The following is an 18,109-nucleotide window of genomic DNA, read 5'->3' as shown; positions in this document are numbered from 1 at the left end:
GGCGACCACATCGTCATACTCCTGCAGCTCCACGCNTCGCCATCAGTTGGGGGACCACTTCGTGCGGGCGACCTCGGTCGCGGGCAGCGAGGGGATCACGTTCATCGCCTTGAGCTCGGACCGAAGCAGGTCGGTCGCAATGCCGAGGCGTACGCCGGCGTCGGGTGCCTCCAGGAGTGCCTGCCGGTCGGGCATGGGCAGGGGAGTGGTGGCCGAGATGGTCCAGGAGAGGAACTCGGGGTCCTTCGGGAGCGAGCCGGTGAACGGGTCCTCGCGAAACTCCAGCAGCGCGGCCCGGTAGGCGGTGAAGGTCGCTCGCGCGGTGTCGACGATGGTGTTCGGGACCGCGACGTGATCCTCGGGGAGGTCCTCGACGTCGGCGACGGGGAAGTCGCCCGAGCTGACCAGGCTGTCCATCCGGATCCGGTCGACCGCGAGCACCTCGAGGTCGAAGGAGCCGTCCTCGTGCCGCTCCACCTCGGTGATCAGCAGCTTCACCCCGACACGGTAGAGCGACTGGGCGCCGGTCTCGCCGACCTCGTAGCCCTCGCGGATCGCGACCGAGCCGAAGTGGCGCTCCTCCTCTTCCTGGCGGAGCAGGTGGTGCACCATCGCGCGGTAGCGGTCCTCGAAGACGCGCAGCGGCAGCGTCACGCCGGGAAACAGGACCGCGTTGAGCGGGAACATGGGTAGTCGCTGGCGCTCGTTCACGGGCACCAACCTATGGGGGCCGCGGGCGTGTGCGCCCGCGAACCCCCGTGTTGTTTCAGCTGCCGACCCGAGCCGTCAGTCGTGGTAGACCGCCCGGTCGATCTTGGTGTGGTAGCGCTGGCCTGTGGCGGAGCCGAGGAGCGCCCCGACGAGCATCACGGCCAGGAGCGCGACGCCGGCGATCACGGCGCCCCAGCTGAGCTGGTCGGTGCTCAGCCCCACGCTGGGCAGGTCGACCTGCCGCATGATGTCGTAGCTGGAGCCGAACAGCGCGCCGGCGACGGCAGCGATGATCATCGCCACGATCGCCACGATCCACACGCCCAGGCCCTGTCGGCGGGCGTCGAAGCGGGACATCCGTGCGGCGACGTATCCACCGGCGTAGTAGCCGACGAACATCACCACGGCGAGCGTGATCGCTGCCGCGATGCCGACCGAGCCGGATATCTCCTGCAGGTCCGTCTGGGTCCAGTTCTCGTTGGTGTCGACCGCCGAGGCGACGGCGCCGATGATCGCTCCGAGGACGACGGTCAGCCCGACGGCGACCAGCCAGCCGAAGAAGCAGGCGCCCCAGTTCATGCCTCCGTAGGTGTCGTGGAGGGCGGCGTGTCGGCCCTCCTCGACATGGCGGTGGTGCTCGACGGCGTCTCCCGGGCGCGGCTGGCCGACCTCGCCGTCGGCGTTGTGTGGGCGCTCGACGCGGTCGTCGTGACCGACGACCGCCGGACCACCTGGGTGGTAGTCGCGGGTCGCGGCGTGGTCCTCGTCGAACCCGGCGCGGCTCTCGTCGGCATGTTTGTGCTCTCGGTGGAAAAGTCCGGTCCGTGCCATGACGTTCCTCCCTTGGTGGGTCAGACCTCCGGGTACCCGGATCGGGGCGGCCGCATGCGCTCCCGGCCGCGTGTCGCGCAACGTCCACGTGGCGTCGGCAGATCGGCTCCGGACCCCGCCCACTCGTAGACTTGAGGCATGATCCGCCGCATCGACCTGAGGGGTGCCGACAGAGGCTCCGCTTCGACCATCGACTACCGCGCCGCCGTGCCGCGTGCCGAGTTCGACATCGAGGCGGCCACTCATGCGGTGCAGCCGATCATCGACGCCGTCCGCGAGCGCGGCCAGGAGGCGATCGCCGAGTTCTCCGAGAGGTTCGACGGCGTGCGCGTCGACGACATCCGGGTCCCGGCCGCGGCGCTGACCAAGGCCCTCGACGAGCTCGACCCGGCGATCCGCGCCGGGCTCGAGGAGTCGATCGCGCGGCTGCGTACGACCTGTGCCGCCGAGCTCGAGCAGGACGCGGTCACCGACCTGGCGCCCGGCGCCCGGGTGACGCACCGCAAGGTGCCGGTGGGGCGCGTGGGGCTCTATGTGCCTGGTGGTCTGGCTCCGCTGGTCTCCTCGGTGCTGATGAACGTCGTTCCGGCGCAGGTCGCCGGGGTGCCCTCGATCGCCCTGGCCTCGCCGCCGCAGAAGGAGTTCGGAGGGCTTCCGCAGCCCACCATCCTGGCCGCGTGCGCGCTGCTCGGCGTCGATGAGGTCTACGCCGTGGGCGGTGCCCAGGCGATCGCGATGTTCGCCTACGGGGTCGACCCGTGCGAGCGAGTCGACATGGTCACCGGTCCCGGCAACATCTACGTCGTCACCGCGAAGCGTCTGCTCAAGGGGCAGGTCGGGATCGACTCCGAGGCTGGCCCGACCGAGATCGCGATCCTCGCCGACGAGACCGCCGAGGCCGCCTACGTCGCCGCCGACCTGATCTCCCAGGCCGAGCACGACCCGCTGGCCGCATCGGTGCTGGTCACCGACTCCGAGACGCTTGCCGCCGACGTGGAGGCCGAGCTCGACAAGCAGGTCGCCGCGACCAAGCACGTCGAGCGGATCCGTACGTCACTGACCGGTGCGCAGTCGGGCATCGTGCTCGTCGACGACATCGACCAGGGCGTCGACGTCGTGAACGCGTACGCCGCCGAGCACCTCGAGATCCACACCGCCGACGCCGCCCGGGTCGCCGGCCGGATCCGCAACGCCGGCGCGATCTTCGTCGGTTCCTACGCTCCGGTGTCGCTGGGCGACTACTGCGCCGGGTCCAACCACGTGCTGCCCACCGGCGGCTGCGCCTGCCACTCCTCGGGTCTCTCGGTGCGGGCCTTCACCAAGTCGATCCACGTCGTCGACTACTCCCGCGAGGGGCTGGCCGCGGTCAAGGACCACGTGGTCACACTCGCCGAGGCCGAGGACCTGCCGGGCCACGGCGCGGCCGTGTCGGTGAGGTTCTCATGAGCTGGCCACCGATCCGCGCCGAGCTCGCCGGGATCGAGCCCTACGGCGCTCCGCAGCTGGACGTCCCGGTCCAGCTCAACGTCAACGAGAACCCCTACCAGCCCTCCGCCGAGACGGTCGCCGACATCGCGGCCAGCGTCGGCGAGGCGGCGCGCACGCTCAACCGCTACCCGGACCGCGAGTTCGTCGCGCTGCGGGAGGGGCTGGCTGCGTACCTCTCCTCGGACGTGGAGGCGCAGATCGCGCCGGAGCAGGTGTGGGCCGCCAACGGGTCCAACGAGGTGATGCTGCAGCTGCTGCAGGCCTTCGGTGGTCCGGGGCGCACCGCGATCAGCTTCGCGCCGACCTACTCGATGTATCCGGAGTACGCCCGCGACACCAACACCGAGTGGGTCGTCGGACACCGCGAGAGCGACTTCGCGATCGATCTGGAGAAGGCACGGGCGCTGGTCGAGGAGACCCGGCCCCACGTCGTACTGCTGCCGAGCCCCAACAACCCCACCGGCACCGCGCTGCCGCCGGAGGCGGTCACCGTGCTGTGCGAAGCGGTCGGCGACGGCGGCATCGTGGTGGTCGACGAGGCCTACGGCGAGTTCCGGCGGACCGGGGTGCCCTCGGCGCTGGAGCTGCTCTCCGAGCACCGCAACCTGGTGGTCACCCGCACGATGTCGAAGGCGTTCGCCGGAGCCGGGCTGCGGCTCGGCTACCTGGCGGCCGACCCGGCGATCTGTGACGCGATCCGCGTCGTACGCCTGCCCTACCACCTCTCCGCGGTGACCCAGGCGGCGGCGAGCGCCGCCCTGCGGCACGCGCCGGAGCTGCTGGGCTACGTGGCCGATCTTCGCGAGGAGCGGGACACGCTGGTCGAGTGGCTGCGCGAGCAGCGGCTCGAGGTCGCCGACTCGGACGCCAACTTCGTCCTCTTCGGGCGCTACGCCGACCGGCACGCGGTCTGGCAGGGGCTGCTCGACCGCGGAGTGCTGATCCGCGAGACCGGGCCCGACGGATGGCTGCGGGTCTCGGTCGGGACGCCCGACGAGATGACCGCTTTCAAGCAAGCTTTGACCGATGTGAACGGAGCACGAGCATGAGCAGGATCGCCCGGATCGAGCGGGAGACCTCGGAGTCGAAGGTGGTCGTCGAGGTGAACCTCGACGGCACCGGACGGGTGGACGTCTCGACGGGTGTCGGGTTCTACGACCACATGCTGACCGCCTTCGGACGGCACTCTCTCGTCGACCTGACCGTGCACTCCGAGGGCGACGTGCACATCGACGCCCACCACACCGTCGAGGACACCGCGATCGTGCTCGGCCAGGCGCTGCGCCAGGCGCTGGGGGACAAGAAGGGCATCCGTCGCTACGGCGATGCGACCGTCCCGCTCGACGAGGCGCTCGTACGCTGCGTCGTGGACGTCTCCGGCCGCCCCTACTCGGTCCACACCGGCGAGCCGGAGGGCCAGCAGTACGTGCTGCTCGGCGGCTCGGGGGTGCCCTACCTCGGCTCCCTGACCCAGCACATCTTCGACTCCATCGCCCACCACGCCCACCTGACGATGCACGTCAACGTGCTCGCCGGGCGCGAGCCGCACCACATCGTGGAGACGCAGTTCAAGGCGTTCGCGCGGGCGTTCCGCGACGCGATCGCCTACGACCCGCGCGAGACCGGGATCCCGTCGACGAAGGGCGCACTGTGAGCGAGCGTCAGCGAGTGAACAATCGTGTCAATACAGCGCCGCGTTCGTATGCTGGCGCTTGCGCTACGGACGTGGTGCTGTGAGTGCTCCGTCGGTGGTGGTGCTCGATTACGGCTCCGGAAACGTACGCTCCGCCGTCCGCGCCGTTGAGCGCGCCGGTGCCTCGGTCGAGCTGACCGGTGACCTCGACGCCGCGATGGCGGCCGACGGTCTGCTGGTGCCCGGTGTGGGTGCTTTCGAGGCCTGCATGAAGGGTCTGCGTGCGATCCGCGGCGAGCGGATCATCGCCCGGCGTCTCGCCGGCGGCCGTCCGGTCATGGGGATCTGCGTCGGCATGCAGATCCTCTTCGAGACCGGTATCGAGCACGGTGTCGAGACCGAGGGGTGCGGCGAGTGGCCCGGCGTCGTCGAGCGCCTCCAGGCGCCGATCGTGCCCCACATGGGCTGGAACACGCTCGACGTGCCGTCCGGGACGTCCCTGTTCGCGGGCGTCGAGAAGGAGCGGTTCTACTTCGTGCACTCCTACGGCGTACGCGACTGGACCCTGGTCACCAACGACCGCACCGTCGCGCCGCTGGTCACCTGGGCCGAGCACGGTGGCGACCGGTTCGTGGCCGCCGTCGAGAACGGCCCGCTGAGCGCCACCCAGTTCCACCCGGAGAAGTCCGGCGACGCCGGCGCCGCGGTTCTGCGCAACTGGGTGTCCTCCTTGAAGGCGGCGTAGGTGGCCCAGACCGGAGCCCGGGCGAAGGCCCGTGCCGAGCGCGAGCGGCAGGCCGCCAAGGCCGCCGAGGAGCGTGCCGCCCGGGCGGCCAGGTCCGCCGAGCGACGGGCCCGTCGTGAGCGTCTGACCGGATGGGTTCCGGCTCGCCGGTCCCGGCCGAACAGTGCGCTCGCTGAGCGCCGTCGGCGCAACGTACGGATCCTGATCGTCGTTCTGCTTCTCCTCAACGCGCTCGTCTACCTCGTCACCGAGGACGTCGGCACGGTGGTCTTCGCAGGCATAGCGTCGGTGCTGGTCGCGCCTGTGGTCTACACGCTGCTGTTCCGCCGCTAAAGTGGCCAGATGGCAGCCAAGACGACCTGGACCGACGCCGATCCGGTGGGTTTCATCGAGGCTGTCGAGCCTCCGGGTCGCCGTCGGGATGCCGCCACGCTGCTGGAGTTGATGCGGCGCGCCACCGGGCTGGAGCCTCGGATGTTCGGGTCCGCGATCGTGGGTTTCGGCGAGTACCACTACAAGTACGCCAGCGGCACCGAGGGCGATGCCCCGGCCGCGGGTTTCTCGCCCCGCAAGGCCGCCTCGGTCGTCTACCTCAACGACGGCATCTCGGCCTACGAAGACCTCCTCGCCCGCCTCGGTCCGCACACCCACGGCGTCGGCTGCCTCTATCTCAAGGACGTCGCCGCGGTCGAGCTGAGCGTTCTGGAGGAGATCGTTCGACGCTCGTACGCCACCCTGACCGGCGGCACCTACGGCAAGCGCGCCGCGGAGGGATGAGCGTCGTGAACGACACTTTCGCGAAGGCTCACCTGCACGACAAACTCCGTGGCGTCCGGGAGGCGCTGGTGTGGAAGCTCGAGGGACTCTCCGAACATGACGTCCGCCGCCCGATGACGCCGACGGGCACCAACCTGCTCGGGCTGGTCAAGCACAACGCCCTCTCCGACGCCCGCTACTTCGGCGAGGTCTTCGGCCGTACGCCGCCGGTCGACCTCCCGCCGTGGGACACCGCCGGATGGTGGGATGCCACCCACCGGGCGACAGAGCATGAGACCAGGGCCGACGTCCTCGACCTCGCCGCCCGCGTCTGGTCCCACGTGGACGCCACCATCGAGGCGCTCCCCATCGACGCTCCCGGCTACGTGCCGTGGTGGGACGAGGACGTCATGCTCTTCAACGTCATGGCCGCCCGCCTCTGCGACGCCACCCGTCACGCCGGCCACGCCGACATCCTCCGTGAGACCATCGACGGCTCGGTCGGCGTGAACCCCGGGAGCGACTGAGTACGGTTCAGGCTCGTGGCCGCCGGATGTAGTGTCGGGACATGACCGACTACGAGGTCTCCAGGTCCGCGGTCCTTCCCTGCGACATCGGGCGCGTGCACGCGCTGCTCGATGACTTCCATGAGTGGCCGTCCTGGTCGCCCTGGGAGGAGCTCGACCCGGACATGTCGCGCACCTACTCGGGAGCCGAATCCGGTGTCGGCGCGCGCTATGCCTGGTCGGGCAACAAGCGCGCGGGGGCCGGCGCGATGGAGATCACCGAGTCGAGCCCCGAGCACATCGAGGTCGCGCTGGAGTTCCTGAAGCCGTTCAAGAGCCGGAGCACGGTGAGCTTCGACCTGGCCACTGTCGCCGACGGTACGCAGCTGAAGTGGACCCACACAGGGTCGGTGAGCGGTGTGATGGGGCTGATGACCAAGTTCTACTCGATGGAGAAGGCGATCGCGCCCGACATGGAGAAGGGACTGGCCAAGCTGGCGACCGTGGCCGCGCGGCCGGCAGGCACGGACTGAGTCCGTCGGCGCGGCGCCGAAACCGATTGCGTACCGATCCCGGCGCGACCTAGGTTGCCGGACATGACACCTCGGCGGTTCGGGATCTGTATCGATGCCAACGACCCGGAGCGGGTCGCGGGATTCTGGGCAGCGGTGCTGGGCCGGGAGACCGAGACGAGTGGCGAGGAGATCCGTCTGCTGCCACGAGCGGAGGACGACCTCCGGATCCGGTTCGTGCCCACGGACGCGCCGAAGACACTGGCGAACCCGCACCATCTCCATCTGACCAGCAGCCTGCCCGATGACCAGCATCTGACCGTCGACCGGCTGATCGGCCTCGGGGCCACCCACCTCGACGTGGGGCAGCGGCCGGACGAGGACCACATCGTGCTCGGCGACCCTGAGGGCAACGAGCTGTGCGTGATCCCGGCCGGCAACCGGTGGCTGGAGGGGACGGGCTTCCTGGGAGAGGTCGCCGCGGACGGGTCGCGGGAGAACGGGATCTTCTGGAGTGCGGCGCTCGGCTGGCCGCTGGTCTGGGACGAGGACGGCGAGACCGCGGTCGCGACCCCGTCGGGCAGCGCCAAGGTCGCCTGGGGCGGGCCGCCACCGGTGCCGCGTGGGCCGCGGGACCGGTTCCGTTTCGACCTGATCGCGCCCGAGGACACCGGCCCTGCCGACGAGATCAGCCGCCTCATCGGGCTCGGGGCGACGGTCGTCGCCGAGACGTACGGTGACGGGCGGTGGGCGAGGATGACCGACCCGGACGCGTACGAGTTCGAGGTGTTGGCGCCGCGCTGAGGGTGTTCCTTGGGCAAGGTATGCAGCCGGAGGGCCGCTTCCCGTGCGGAGCTCTGCGAGGGATGTGTTCCTTCGCCTGCATACCTTGATGAAGGAACCGTCTCGCAACGGGACGGCGGGGCAGGGGTGGCGGCGCACAGAACATAGGATCGCCCCATGGGTGACTACCTCGAGCTCCTGCCGGCCGTCGATGTGAAGGGCGGGCAGGCGGTGCAGCTCGTCCAGGGCGTGGACGGGTCGGAGAAGCGCTTCGGCGATCCCTTCGAGGCCGCGCTGAGGTGGCAGGAGACCGGGGCCGAGTGGATCCATCTGGTCGACCTCGATGCCGCGTTCGGCCACGGCAACAACCGCGAGATCCTCGCCGGGATCGTCGGCAAGCTCGACATCAAGGTCGAGATGAGCGGTGGGATCCGCGACGACGAGTCGCTCGAGGCCGCGATGGCGACCGGCTGCCGCCGCGTCAACATCGGCACCGCCGCGCTGGAGAACCCGGAGTGGACCCGGCAGGCGATCGCGACCTACGGCGACCGAGTCGCGGTGGGGCTGGACGTACGCGGGCGAACCCTCGCCGCACGCGGTTGGACCAAGGACGGCGGCGACCTCTACGAGACGCTCACCCGCCTCGACTCCGAGGGCTGCGCGCGCTACGTCGTCACCGACGTCAACAAGGACGGCATGCTCCAGGGCCCCAACCTCGACCTGCTTCGCGCGGTCTGCGAGGCCACCGACCGCCCGGTCGTGGCGAGCGGGGGAGTGACCACCATCGACGACATCGAGGCACTGATGGGCCTGGTGGAGATCGGCGTGGAGGGTGCGATCGCCGGTACGGCGCTCTACACCGGCTCCCTGGACCTCGCCGAGGCGCTCGACCTCACTCTCGGCCGGCCACGTGGGGACCAGTCATGAGCCTTTCCGTACGCGTCATCCCCTGCCTCGATGTCGACGCCGGTCGCGTCGTCAAGGGGATCAACTTCAAGGAGCTGCGCGACGCCGGCGACCCGGTGGAGCTGGCCGCGACGTACGACAAGGAAGGCGCCGACGAGCTCACCTTCCTCGACATCTCCGCCTCCCACGAGGGACGGGCGACGACGCTCGAGATCGTCACCCGCACCGCTGAGCAGGTCTTCATCCCGCTCACCGTCGGCGGCGGGATCCGCAGCGTCGACGACGTGGACCGGATGCTTCGTGCGGGCGCCGACAAGATCGCGGTCAACACCGCCGCCATCGTCCGCCCCGAGCTGATCGCCGAGATCGCCGATCGGTTCGGCAACCAGGTTCTCGTGCTCTCCGTCGACGCCCGCCGGGCGCCCGGGACCGACTCCGGCTTCGAGGTCACGACTCATGGCGGGCGCAAGTCCGCGGGGATCGATGCCATCGAGTGGGCCGCGAAGGCCGTCGAGCTCGGCGCCGGCGAGATCCTGCTCAACGCGATGGACGCCGACGGCACCGAGGACGGCTTCGACATCGACCTGATCAAGGCCGTACGCAGCGAGGTGACCGTTCCGGTCATCGCCTCCGGCGGCGCAGGCAAGGCCGAGCACTTCCCGCCCGCGGTCGAGGCCGGCGCCGACGCGGTGCTCGCAGCGACGATCTTCCACTTCGGCAAGGTGCGGATCGGCGAGGTCAAGCAGGCGCTCTCCGGCGCCGGCGCGCCTGTTCGCTGACGGGTCGCCTGCGGCAGAATCCCGCCATGGCGGGATTCTGCCTCCGTTCCCTGGATAGCCCAGGGCGCTATCGCACACCTGGGTCGCCCGCGCCGCCACCGCACACCCCGCCGCTGAGACAGGCTGGCCTGGCGCTTTTTCCCGCCATGGCGGGAAAATGCCGCGACCCCGCGCGGACACGCCGCGCAGATTCCCGCCATGGCGGGAATCTGCGCCGCGGCGCCGACAACTAGCTCAGCAGCGCATCCGGGATCTGCCCGTGGCGTACGCGCTGGGGGTGGTTACCGACGTCGAGGTAGGCGAGCTCCTCGCCGGTGCGGAAGTCGATCACGGCGACCGCGTCGGCGTCAGACAGCGACGCCCAGCAGGTGTTGCCGATGCCTTCGGTGGTCCAGTAGGGCTTGCCGTAGTAGTGGCCGGTGGTCTCTTCGTCGAGGATCGTGTGCTCGCCGCTGGAGCGGTCGACCATCGCGACGTAGTCGTCCATCGTGCCCGCCGCACACAGCGTCTCGCCCTTGGAGTCGATCGAGAGACCGTGGTGTGCGGAGTCGTTGACGTAGAGCTCGCGCGGCAGCTGGGTGCGCTTGGGAAGCTGGATGACTCGCGTGACGGCGCCGGTGCGTGGCTCCTCGACGGAGCCGGTGGAGTAGCCGACCTTTCCGTCGATGTCGGCCGCCCGGGTGTCGAACTCAACGATCCCGTGCAGGAACGACATCTGGAAGTAGATGAACCGCTCGCCGGGGGCGACCGCCATGGGACGTACGGCTGAGGAGATCGAGGGGTAACCGGCCTCCTCCAGCTCCTTGCCCATCTCCCAGCGTTGGGAGACCTCGAAGGTGGGCTCGTCGACGATCTCGAACCAGCGGTCGCCCTTGATCGCGTCGTGGATCGGGCCGATCTTGATCGGCGGAAGCAGGTCGGTGCCGGGGATGGTGCCGAGGCCGAGCTGGTCGAGGTTGATCAGCGGCAGCGAGTCGAGGGAGATCTCCTTCTGGTCGCCGGGCAGGTAGACGCGGCCGATGGAGGCGTGGAAGATGCGCGAGCCGTCCTCGGAATAGTTGTTCTCGTGGGGCGTCTCGCCCGACTCGAACGTACGCAGCCGCTCACCCGTCCGCGGGTCGCCCGCGCCGCCCATCCAGTACTCGTGCACCGAGCGCGAGGTCGAGTCCGAGACCAGCAGCTTGGTGCCGTCGGGGGAGAGGCCCATGTGGTCGGTGCGGTGGCCGTCCATCTGCTGCTCGACCACGACGGAGTCCGGCGAGCCCGCGAGCGCCTTCTCGATGTCGATCCAGACGACGTCGGTGAGGCTGGGACGCGAGACCGCCAGCAGCTTGCCGTCCCGGGTCGTGAACATGTCGTCCACGAGCTGGTCGTTGCCTTCGCCGGGGCCGTAGCGGACGAGGTAGTACATCGCCAGCCGCTCGGGATCCTGGTGGATCTCGGCGATCTCCTCGTCCTTGTCCGGCACCAGGTCGATGTCCTTGCGCAGCACCTCGAAGCTGCGGGCATCGACGATCGAAGCCGTCCCGTCCCAGTTGTTGCCCACGACCATCACGTCCCGCAGCTCTGATGTCGCGCTCGCGCTCACCGCTGGAGCGGCTGTGCTGAGTGAGAATACGAAGAGCATGGCGACGGTGACTGCTGCCGCACGACGCATCGTGGGACCTCCTGGGGGATTCGGTTATCTGAGACACAACGTCTCGGGCCGCCGGGAGGTTACGGCCGCCACAACGGGAACGGGTCGTAACATGGATGCATCCGAAGAAGGTGTACGCGTCATAGCGACGCCGACAGGCGCGCTACTGCCGGGTGGGTCGCCTCTAGGCCGCCCCGCCGATGCGGATCAGGCCGGCGACTGCATCAGCTCGGCGAAGGTCACCGCGTCCTTCGGGGCCTCGATCTCGTACGTCTCGCCCCAGCCGGTCATGATCATTTCGACGCTCTGACCGGCGATCTCGAAGCTCACCTTCTGCATCAGATCATCCGCGTCGAGCCAGTAGTCATAGACCAGGCCGTCTTCGAGATCGACCTTCTTCAGGATCTCAGTGTCGATGCCGGCGTCCTCGGAAGCCTTCTCCGGGTCAACGGTCACCTCGTAGTGGGTGGTGTCGGCGCCCGCGAGCTTCTCCTCGCCGATCTTCTTCACGTCAGTGACCGCGGGCTTGATGTCCTCGGCATGGAATGCCGGGTTCATCGAGCCCATCTCCGAGATCGCTGCGCCGAACGGGTCGTTGGGGTCGTCGGGGTCGCTGACGATCCACTGATCGCCAAGGTCGGCGCTGTGGACGTACCACTTCTCGTTGACCAGCACGATCTTCATCTCGTCGCCCTCGATATCAACAGTCATGTCAGCGGCCAGGTCAACCTCGTTCCCGCCGAGGACCAAGTCGGCCTCCAGGACTGGTGCCGCGGAGCCAGTGATCTCGAAAGGACCTGGTGAAGCGGTACGTCAGGAAGACTCGAGCATTCCGAGTTCGGCTGTGGTGCGCGCCTTGATCGGCGCCTCGACGTCCTTCGGCGTGCCCCACTCGGACATATGCACCCTGTCGGTGCGGCCCGCGACGTCGAAGGTGACCTTGATCATCAGGTCGTTCTCGTCGATCCAGAACTCATAGACGAGCTTGCCCTGATGGCCTTGGGCACGCAGTCCCTCGGCATTGATCGTGCTTCCGCTGGGCGCCAGCTCGGGATCAAGGGTCATCGAATAATGAGTGGTGTTGGTTCCATCAACGACCTCGGTCCCCACGCGCTTCAGCGCGATGGCGGTCTCACGCGCGTCCTTGACCAGCGTCACTGGATTCAGAGTCCGCACGTAGCCGAACTGGGCTCCGACGGGATCGCGAGGATCGGTCGGATCGGCCGCGACCCAGCCCTTGGCAAGGGACTTGTCCTTGACGTAGACGCGCCCGTTCTTCCACCGCACGAGGAGCGGCTGGACAGTGGACATGCTCAGATCGGATGCAAGCATGTCCGACTCGTCGTTGAGCACGATGTCAGCCCTGATGCTGTCGCCGCCGCTGTCGATGCGCATGTGCAGGGTGTTGGCCTTGAGGGCGGCGCTGATGGCTCGATCAGCGAACTCCTCGGGACCGATCGCGGAACTGGTGTCGGGAGTGGCGCTGCCGCAGCCGGTGATGGCAAGGACGGTAGCGGTGGCGATCAGGAAACGGGCCCGACCGCGGAGGCCGTGCGGGCGCGGCTGATGGCTCGTGTGCATGAGACTACTCTCGTCGTAGAAGCCCGTATGTGCAGGTCAACCGAGCAATGTAAGGGGCCCGCCTTGGCGGATTCAGAAGCCGAGACTGGCATTCTCCAACTGAGTGATCCGCTCCGCCGGACCATCGAAGGACAAGCCCTTCACCTCGTGCCGCCCGAAGCAGAAGAGCATGAGCTCGCCGACCGGGCCGGTGATGATGACGGGCTCCTCGCCGGCGCGGAGGGTGGCAGTGTCGGTGCCGTTGCTCACCACGAGCGGGGTCTGAGCCGAGCGGACCAGGCCCTTGCCGAGCAGCTTCAGGGTGCGCCAGAGGTCTCGCTCGGCAGCGGCGGGGAGCGTACGCGGATCCCAGCCCGGCTGGGCGCGGCGGAGGTCCTCGTGGTGGACGAAGAACTCGACGGTGTTGACGGCCCTTTCGACGGGACCGAGTGCGAACGGCGTGCCCTTCGGGTCGCGGAGGCGGGCGGCGAGAGCCTCGAGCGGCTGGGCGGCGTACGCAGCCTCCGCCTTCCTCAGCACGGGCGCGAGCGGCGCCAGGAGGATGCCGGGCGCCGCCCACGGGCGGCGTTCGCGCACGAGCAGATGCACCAGCAGGTCCTTGACCTCCCAGCCTTCGCAGAGCGTGGGGGCCGTCGGCCCGAGGGAGACGGCGGTGTCGCACAGGGCGATGCGCTCGGAGCGCGCGAAGGAAGCCACGGCCTGCACCTTATCGAGCCAATCCAGAGCTGGGCGGTTTCAAAAAAATTCGTCGCAGCCACGGTGCTGACCTAGGCTTTACCTCGAGATGAGCGACGAGGAACAAATTCCCCAACGGGCCACGACGACCGACGGGTTCAAAGTTCTCGGAGTCGCGATCCGGCGCGAGTGGGCGGTCTTCACCCTCTCGACTCTGGGCTCCGCGCTCTTCGGCGCGCTGACCGTCGCCGACGCCTGGGTGCTGGGCTGGTCCACCGACCATGTGCTGGTGCCTGCGCTGCGTGAAGGCGAGATCGGCGCCGGCTGGCTGTGGGCCGTGGTCGGGCTCTTCGTCGGTGTCGCGATCCTGCGGGCTGTCGGGGTGGTGGCGCGGCGGCTGGGTGCCGGGGTGATGCAGTACCGCATGCAGGCCCATTCGCGTCGCGCGGTCACCCGCCAATACCTCGCGCTTCCCCTCGCCTGGCACCACCGGCACCCGACCGGGCAGCTGCTCTCCAACGCCAACTCCGACGTCGAGGCGTCCTGGGCGCCGATCGCGCCGCTGCCGATGGCTGTCGGGACCCTTGCGATGATGGTGATCGCGATCGGGCAGATGTTCTGGACCGACGTCGTCCTGGCCTCGGTCGCGATCCTCGTGTTCCCGGCGGTCGTCATCGCCAACCTGGTCTTCCAGCGCTTCTCCTCCCCGCTGATGACCCGCGCCCAGCAGCTGCGCGCCGAACTCTCCGGGATCGCCCACGAGTCCTTCGACGGTGCCCTCGTCGTCAAGACGCTGGGCCGCGAGGCCGAGGAGACCACACGCTTCCAAGACAAGGCCCAGGAGCTGCGCGACGTCAACATCCACGCCGGACGGATCCGCGCCGCCTTCGACCCGATCCTGGCCGCGTTGCCCAACGTCGGGGTCCTCGCCGTCCTGGCCGTCGGCGTCGGCCGCGTCTCCAGCGGTGCCGCGGCACCCGGTGACGTCGTCCAGATCAGCTTCCTGCTCACCATCGTCGCGTTCCCGATCCGTTCCTTCGGCTGGCTGCTGGGCGAGTTCCCGCGCAGCGTGGTCGGCTACCGGCGGGTCCAGCGGGTGCTGGACGCGACCGGCCGCCTGGCCTACGGCACCGCGACGACCAGCCGCGAGCCGACCGGCGCCCGCGTCCGGGTCGACGGCATCTCCTACGCCTACGCCGACGGCCCGACGCTCCTCGACGGTGTCGACTTCGAGGTCGAGCCGGGGCGTACGGTCGCGATCGTCGGCGAGACCGCCGCCGGCAAGAGCACCCTGACCATGCTCCTCGCGCGGCTGGTCGACCCCGAGGCGGGCCGGATCACCCTGGACGGCACCGATCTGCGCGACCTGGGCGCGGGGGAGTGGGCCCGGGTGGCGGCGCTGGTGCCGCAGACGGCCTTCGTCTTCGACGACTCCGTACGCGGCAACGTCACCCTCGGCGCCGACCTCACCGACGACGAGGTCTGGTCCGCGCTCAAGGCCGCCCAGGCCGACGGCTTCGTCACCGCGCTTCCGAACGGGCTCGACACCACCCTCGGCGAGCGCGGGGCAAGCCTCTCAGGCGGGCAGCGCCAGCGCCTCGCCCTGGCCCGTGCGCTCGTACGCCGCCCACGACTCCTGATCCTCGACGACGCCACCTCGGCGGTCGATCCCGAGGTCGAGCAGCGCATTCTCGCAGCGCTGCGGAGCGGCGCAGACAGCGGAGCGCTACGGAGCGGAGCCGGTGACACCAGCCTCGTCGTGGTCGCCTACCGCAAGGCCACGATCGCGCTCGCCGACGAGGTCGTGCACCTCGAGGACGGCCGCATCCGCGACCGCGGCACCCACACCGAGCTGCTCGCCCGCGACGAGTCCTACGCCCGTCTGGTGAACGCCTACGAGACCCCGGAGACCATCCAGTGACCGCCACCCTCGAGCCCGAGACCCGGGTCGGCAGCGGCGAGGAGCTCGGCGCCATCGAGACCATCCGCCGGGGCATCAAGCACTCCCCGGAGCTGGTCGAGGGCATCCGTGGCACCTTCGCGCTGGCCGTGATCGCGAGCATCGGGCAGGTCGTCGTACCTGTCGTCGTCCAGCAGACCCTCGACAACGGCCTGAGCGGTCCGGACGGACCCGACCTCGGCTACGTCCTGCGCGCCGGCCTCATCGCGGTGGTCGCCATCGCCGTCACTGGCTGGGCATCGTTCAAGATGACCAGCCGGCTCTTCACCGCCGCCGAGCGAGGCCTGGCGACGCTGCGTACGAAGGCATTCCGGCACGTCCACGACCTGCCGATGCTCACCCAGTCGACCGAACACCGCGGGGCGCTGGTCTCGCGGGTGACCAGCGACGTCGACCAGGTCAGCCAGTTCATCGTCTTCGGCGGTCTGCTCTTCATCGTCAGCATCGGGCAGATGCTGATCGCCACCGTCGTGATGGTGATCTACTCCTGGCAGCTCGCGATCCTGGTGTGGCTCTGCTTCGGCCCGCTCTTCCTGAGCCTGCGGTTCTTCCAGCGCAAGCTGTCCGCGGCCTACACCCTCTCCCGCCGCCAGGTCGCCAAGATGCTCTCCGCGGTCTCCGAGCCGGTCGTCGGTGCGGCGGTGGTGAAGGCGTACGCCGTCGAGGACCGCACCCAGGAGCGCATCGACCGCGAGATCGACGCCACCAGCGCCGCCCAGATCAAGGCGCAGGCCTACACCTCGGTCTTCTTCAGCCTCGGTGGCCTCTCCGGCGGCCTCGCCAACGCCGGCGTGATCGTCGGCGGTGTCCTGCTGGCGCTCGCTTACCAGGGCACCGGCGGCGCGCTGACCGTCGGCGAGATTCTGGCCTTCGCATTCCTGGTGACGCTGTTCGTCGGCCCGGTGCAGATGGGTACGCAGATCCTCACCGACGCGCAGAACGCGATCGCCTCCTGGCGGCGCACGATCGGGATCCTGGACACGCCCGCCGACCTCGTCGACCCGGGCGCGGCCGGCACGGTTCTGCCCCGCGGTCCGCTCTCGATCGAGTTCGACGCGGTCACCTTCGCCTACCCCGGCGGCCGCCCGGTCCTGCACGACATCTCCTTCGAGATCGCGCCCGGCCGCCGGGTCGCCGTGGTCGGCGAGACCGGCTCGGGGAAGTCGACGATCGCGAAGCTGCTCACCCGGGTGATGGACGTGACCGACGGCCGGGTCCGTCTCGACGGCGTCGACGTACGCGAGATCGGCAACGCCTCGCTGCGCACCAGCGTCGTGCTCGTCCCGCAGGAGGGCTTCCTCTTCGACTCCACCCTGGCCGAGAACGTCCGTTACGGGCGGCTCGACGCGACCGACGAGGAGATCGAGGAGGCCGCCCGGATTCTCGGCCTGGGGGACTGGTTGGCCGGTCTCCCCGCCGGCGTCCGCACCAGTGTCGGTCAGCGCGGCGAGTCGCTCTCGGCCGGCGAGCGCCAGCTCGTGGCACTCCTGCGGGCCCAGCTGGCCGATCCCGACCTGCTCGTCCTCGACGAGGCCACCTCGGCGGTCGACCCGCGGCTGGAGATGCGGATCAACCGGGCGCTGGAGCGCCTGATGAGCGGCCGTACGTCGGTCACCATCGCCCACCGGCTCTCCACCGCCGAGGCGGCCGACGAGGTGATCGTCGTCGACGCCGGAAACCTCGTCCAGCGCGGCCCGCACAGCGACCTGGTGGCACAGGCAGGCTCGACGTACGCACGCCTGCACGCCTCCTGGGTCGCCCAGCAGGGCAGCTGATCAGGCCGCCAGCACCGTGAACGGAGCCCAGGGGAGGTTCCGGACAACCGTGAAGGCGACGGTCAGCGCCAGCCACGTGTAGAGCGCGGTGCGCGACCGGGCCCACCCGGGCGCTGGAGGGCCGCCGACGCGGCCGCGGAGCCAGAAGAACCAGAGCAGCGCGAGCAGCGGCACCCCGAGCAGGAACATCAGCGCGTTGTGGCCGATCGCGCCGGAGACGTCACCCGACAGCAGCGACATCGTGCCGCGCGTCATCCCGCAGCCGGGGCAGTCGATGCCGGTGAGAGCGTGGATCGGGCACGGCGGAACGTGGGCGACGAGCCCGGGAGAGGTGGCGAAGACGGCCGCGAGGCCCGCCCCGCCGGCCACGACGGCCAGTGGGACGAGCCCCGCGCGCACCCGTGAGGGTGTGGTCACATGGTCCCCGACTGGGCGGCCATGCCGACGCCGAGGACGACCGAGGCGATGATGTAGAGGACGATCACGACGACGCCGGTGATGGCGCCGATGATGCCCCACTTCTTGGCGCCCTCGGCGTCACCCTGGACGGCCTTGACGATCGAGACGATGCCGAAGGGCAGGCAGCAGAAGAGCGTGACCAGGATGCCGATCACGAGGGCGCTGGTGTCGGTCTGCTTCGCCGGTGCCGGCTGCGGGGTGGGGTTAGCCATGGTGCGGTGTTCTCCAGTTTGAATAGTCGACTCGAAGAGTCGGCTGACAGGGCCGTACCGAGACCGGCCCAGATGACCGGCAGAGTCTGGCAGCCCGGGGCCTCGAGGGCGCCCGATAAGGGCCGCGACATGCCGGTTGTGTCCGTACTGTTGCCCAGCGG

General features: G+C 69.5%; 21 protein-coding genes. 13 read left to right on the top strand and 8 right to left on the bottom strand.

Features of this window, described 5'->3' with window-relative positions; genetic code table 11:
• Nucleotides 1–42: 42 nt before the first annotated feature.
• On the bottom strand, nucleotides 43–711 hold the full coding sequence (locus tag ACFX43_RS24355; protein ID WP_378836652.1) for an LON peptidase substrate-binding domain-containing protein: 669 nt from the start codon (nucleotides 709–711) through the stop codon (nucleotides 43–45).
• Nucleotides 712–786: 75 nt separating this feature from the next.
• Nucleotides 787–1,542 carry a hypothetical protein gene (locus tag ACFX43_RS24350; protein ID WP_378836650.1) on the bottom strand — a complete coding sequence of 252 codons (756 nt, stop codon included), beginning with the start codon at nucleotides 1,540–1,542 and terminating at the stop codon, nucleotides 787–789.
• Nucleotides 1,543–1,680: 138 nt separating this feature from the next.
• On the opposite strand from ACFX43_RS24350, the gene hisD reads away from it, so the two are divergent.
• From hisD to hisF, 11 genes are all read left to right on the top strand, one after another.
• Nucleotides 1,681–2,988 carry a histidinol dehydrogenase gene (gene hisD / locus ACFX43_RS24345; RefSeq protein ID WP_378836647.1) on the top strand — a complete coding sequence of 436 codons (1,308 nt, stop codon included), beginning with the start codon at nucleotides 1,681–1,683 and terminating at the stop codon, nucleotides 2,986–2,988.
• Nucleotides 2,985–4,079 carry a histidinol-phosphate transaminase gene (locus ACFX43_RS24340; RefSeq protein WP_378836644.1) on the top strand — a complete coding sequence of 365 codons (1,095 nt, stop codon included), beginning with the start codon at nucleotides 2,985–2,987 and terminating at the stop codon, nucleotides 4,077–4,079. The genes hisD and ACFX43_RS24340 overlap by 4 nt, the downstream gene beginning before the upstream one ends.
• Nucleotides 4,076–4,684 (top strand): imidazoleglycerol-phosphate dehydratase HisB, encoded by a 609-nt coding sequence (gene hisB, locus ACFX43_RS24335; RefSeq protein WP_350661381.1) that lies wholly within the window; start codon nucleotides 4,076–4,078, stop codon nucleotides 4,682–4,684. Before ACFX43_RS24340 ends, hisB begins: the two co-directional genes overlap by 4 nt.
• A 79-nt stretch (nucleotides 4,685–4,763) precedes the next feature.
• Nucleotides 4,764–5,408: an imidazole glycerol phosphate synthase subunit HisH gene (gene hisH, locus ACFX43_RS24330; protein ID WP_378836641.1), complete on the top strand. Its 645-nt coding sequence runs from the start codon at nucleotides 4,764–4,766 to the stop codon at nucleotides 5,406–5,408.
• On the top strand, nucleotides 5,409–5,741 hold the full coding sequence (locus tag ACFX43_RS24325; protein ID WP_378836637.1) for a hypothetical protein: 333 nt from the start codon (nucleotides 5,409–5,411) through the stop codon (nucleotides 5,739–5,741). It abuts the gene before it with no gap.
• Between the two features lie 9 nt (nucleotides 5,742–5,750).
• A complete protein-coding gene (locus tag ACFX43_RS24320) occupies nucleotides 5,751–6,185 on the top strand; it encodes a DUF1801 domain-containing protein (RefSeq protein ID WP_378836635.1) in 435 nt (144 codons plus the stop codon).
• Between the two features lie 5 nt (nucleotides 6,186–6,190).
• On the top strand, nucleotides 6,191–6,691 hold the full coding sequence (locus ACFX43_RS24315) for a DinB family protein (RefSeq protein WP_378836633.1): 501 nt from the start codon (nucleotides 6,191–6,193) through the stop codon (nucleotides 6,689–6,691).
• Nucleotides 6,692–6,732: 41 nt separating this feature from the next.
• The gene (locus tag ACFX43_RS24310) at nucleotides 6,733–7,203 is read left to right on the top strand and encodes an SRPBCC family protein (RefSeq protein ID WP_378836630.1); all 471 of its coding nucleotides are present in this window, start codon (nucleotides 6,733–6,735) and stop codon (nucleotides 7,201–7,203) included.
• Between the two features lie 63 nt (nucleotides 7,204–7,266).
• On the top strand, nucleotides 7,267–7,986 hold the full coding sequence (locus ACFX43_RS24305; RefSeq protein WP_378836627.1) for a VOC family protein: 720 nt from the start codon (nucleotides 7,267–7,269) through the stop codon (nucleotides 7,984–7,986).
• 156 nt (nucleotides 7,987–8,142) lie between these two features.
• The gene (priA, locus tag ACFX43_RS24300) at nucleotides 8,143–8,892 is read left to right on the top strand and encodes a bifunctional 1-(5-phosphoribosyl)-5-((5-phosphoribosylamino)methylideneamino)imidazole-4-carboxamide isomerase/phosphoribosylanthranilate isomerase PriA (protein ID WP_378836625.1); all 750 of its coding nucleotides are present in this window, start codon (nucleotides 8,143–8,145) and stop codon (nucleotides 8,890–8,892) included.
• Nucleotides 8,889–9,650 carry an imidazole glycerol phosphate synthase subunit HisF gene (gene hisF / locus ACFX43_RS24295; RefSeq protein ID WP_378836622.1) on the top strand — a complete coding sequence of 254 codons (762 nt, stop codon included), beginning with the start codon at nucleotides 8,889–8,891 and terminating at the stop codon, nucleotides 9,648–9,650. Before priA ends, hisF begins: the two co-directional genes overlap by 4 nt.
• Before the next feature lie 229 nt (nucleotides 9,651–9,879).
• Here the strand turns inward: hisF and ACFX43_RS24290 are convergent, their stop codons facing one another.
• From ACFX43_RS24290 to ACFX43_RS24275, 4 genes are all read right to left on the bottom strand, one after another.
• A complete protein-coding gene (locus ACFX43_RS24290; protein ID WP_378836619.1) occupies nucleotides 9,880–11,238 on the bottom strand; it encodes a YncE family protein in 1,359 nt (452 codons plus the stop codon).
• Nucleotides 11,239–11,493: 255 nt separating this feature from the next.
• The gene (locus tag ACFX43_RS24285) at nucleotides 11,494–11,997 is read right to left on the bottom strand and encodes a hypothetical protein (protein WP_378836613.1); all 504 of its coding nucleotides are present in this window, start codon (nucleotides 11,995–11,997) and stop codon (nucleotides 11,494–11,496) included.
• Nucleotides 11,998–12,099: 102 nt separating this feature from the next.
• On the bottom strand, nucleotides 12,100–12,867 hold the full coding sequence (locus ACFX43_RS24280) for a hypothetical protein (protein WP_378836611.1): 768 nt from the start codon (nucleotides 12,865–12,867) through the stop codon (nucleotides 12,100–12,102).
• 72 nt (nucleotides 12,868–12,939) lie between these two features.
• Nucleotides 12,940–13,563, bottom strand: coding sequence for a TIGR03085 family metal-binding protein (locus tag ACFX43_RS24275; protein ID WP_378836609.1), 624 nt, complete (start codon nucleotides 13,561–13,563; stop codon nucleotides 12,940–12,942).
• Nucleotides 13,564–13,651: 88 nt separating this feature from the next.
• Here ACFX43_RS24275 and ACFX43_RS24270 point away from each other — a divergent pair, with 88 nt between their 5' ends.
• Nucleotides 13,652–15,463, top strand: coding sequence for an ABC transporter ATP-binding protein (locus tag ACFX43_RS24270; RefSeq protein WP_378836606.1), 1,812 nt, complete (start codon nucleotides 13,652–13,654; stop codon nucleotides 15,461–15,463).
• On the top strand, nucleotides 15,460–17,277 hold the full coding sequence (locus ACFX43_RS24265; RefSeq protein WP_378836600.1) for an ABC transporter ATP-binding protein: 1,818 nt from the start codon (nucleotides 15,460–15,462) through the stop codon (nucleotides 17,275–17,277). The genes ACFX43_RS24270 and ACFX43_RS24265 overlap by 4 nt, the downstream gene beginning before the upstream one ends.
• Here the strand turns inward: ACFX43_RS24265 and ACFX43_RS24260 are convergent, their stop codons facing one another.
• Both ACFX43_RS24260 and ACFX43_RS24255 read right to left on the bottom strand, forming a co-directional pair.
• The gene (locus tag ACFX43_RS24260; protein ID WP_378836595.1) at nucleotides 17,278–17,694 is read right to left on the bottom strand and encodes a DUF2752 domain-containing protein; all 417 of its coding nucleotides are present in this window, start codon (nucleotides 17,692–17,694) and stop codon (nucleotides 17,278–17,280) included.
• Nucleotides 17,691–17,948 carry a CD225/dispanin family protein gene (locus tag ACFX43_RS24255; RefSeq protein ID WP_350661348.1) on the bottom strand — a complete coding sequence of 86 codons (258 nt, stop codon included), beginning with the start codon at nucleotides 17,946–17,948 and terminating at the stop codon, nucleotides 17,691–17,693. The genes ACFX43_RS24260 and ACFX43_RS24255 overlap by 4 nt, the downstream gene beginning before the upstream one ends.
• Between the last annotated feature and the right edge of the window lie 161 nt (nucleotides 17,949–18,109).

The sequence above is a fragment of the Nocardioides sp. YIM B13467 genome (assembly GCF_042788075.1).
In the GTDB taxonomy this organism is placed as follows: domain Bacteria; phylum Actinomycetota; class Actinomycetes; order Propionibacteriales; family Nocardioidaceae; genus Nocardioides.
This window is presented reverse-complemented; position numbering and strand designations above follow the sequence as displayed.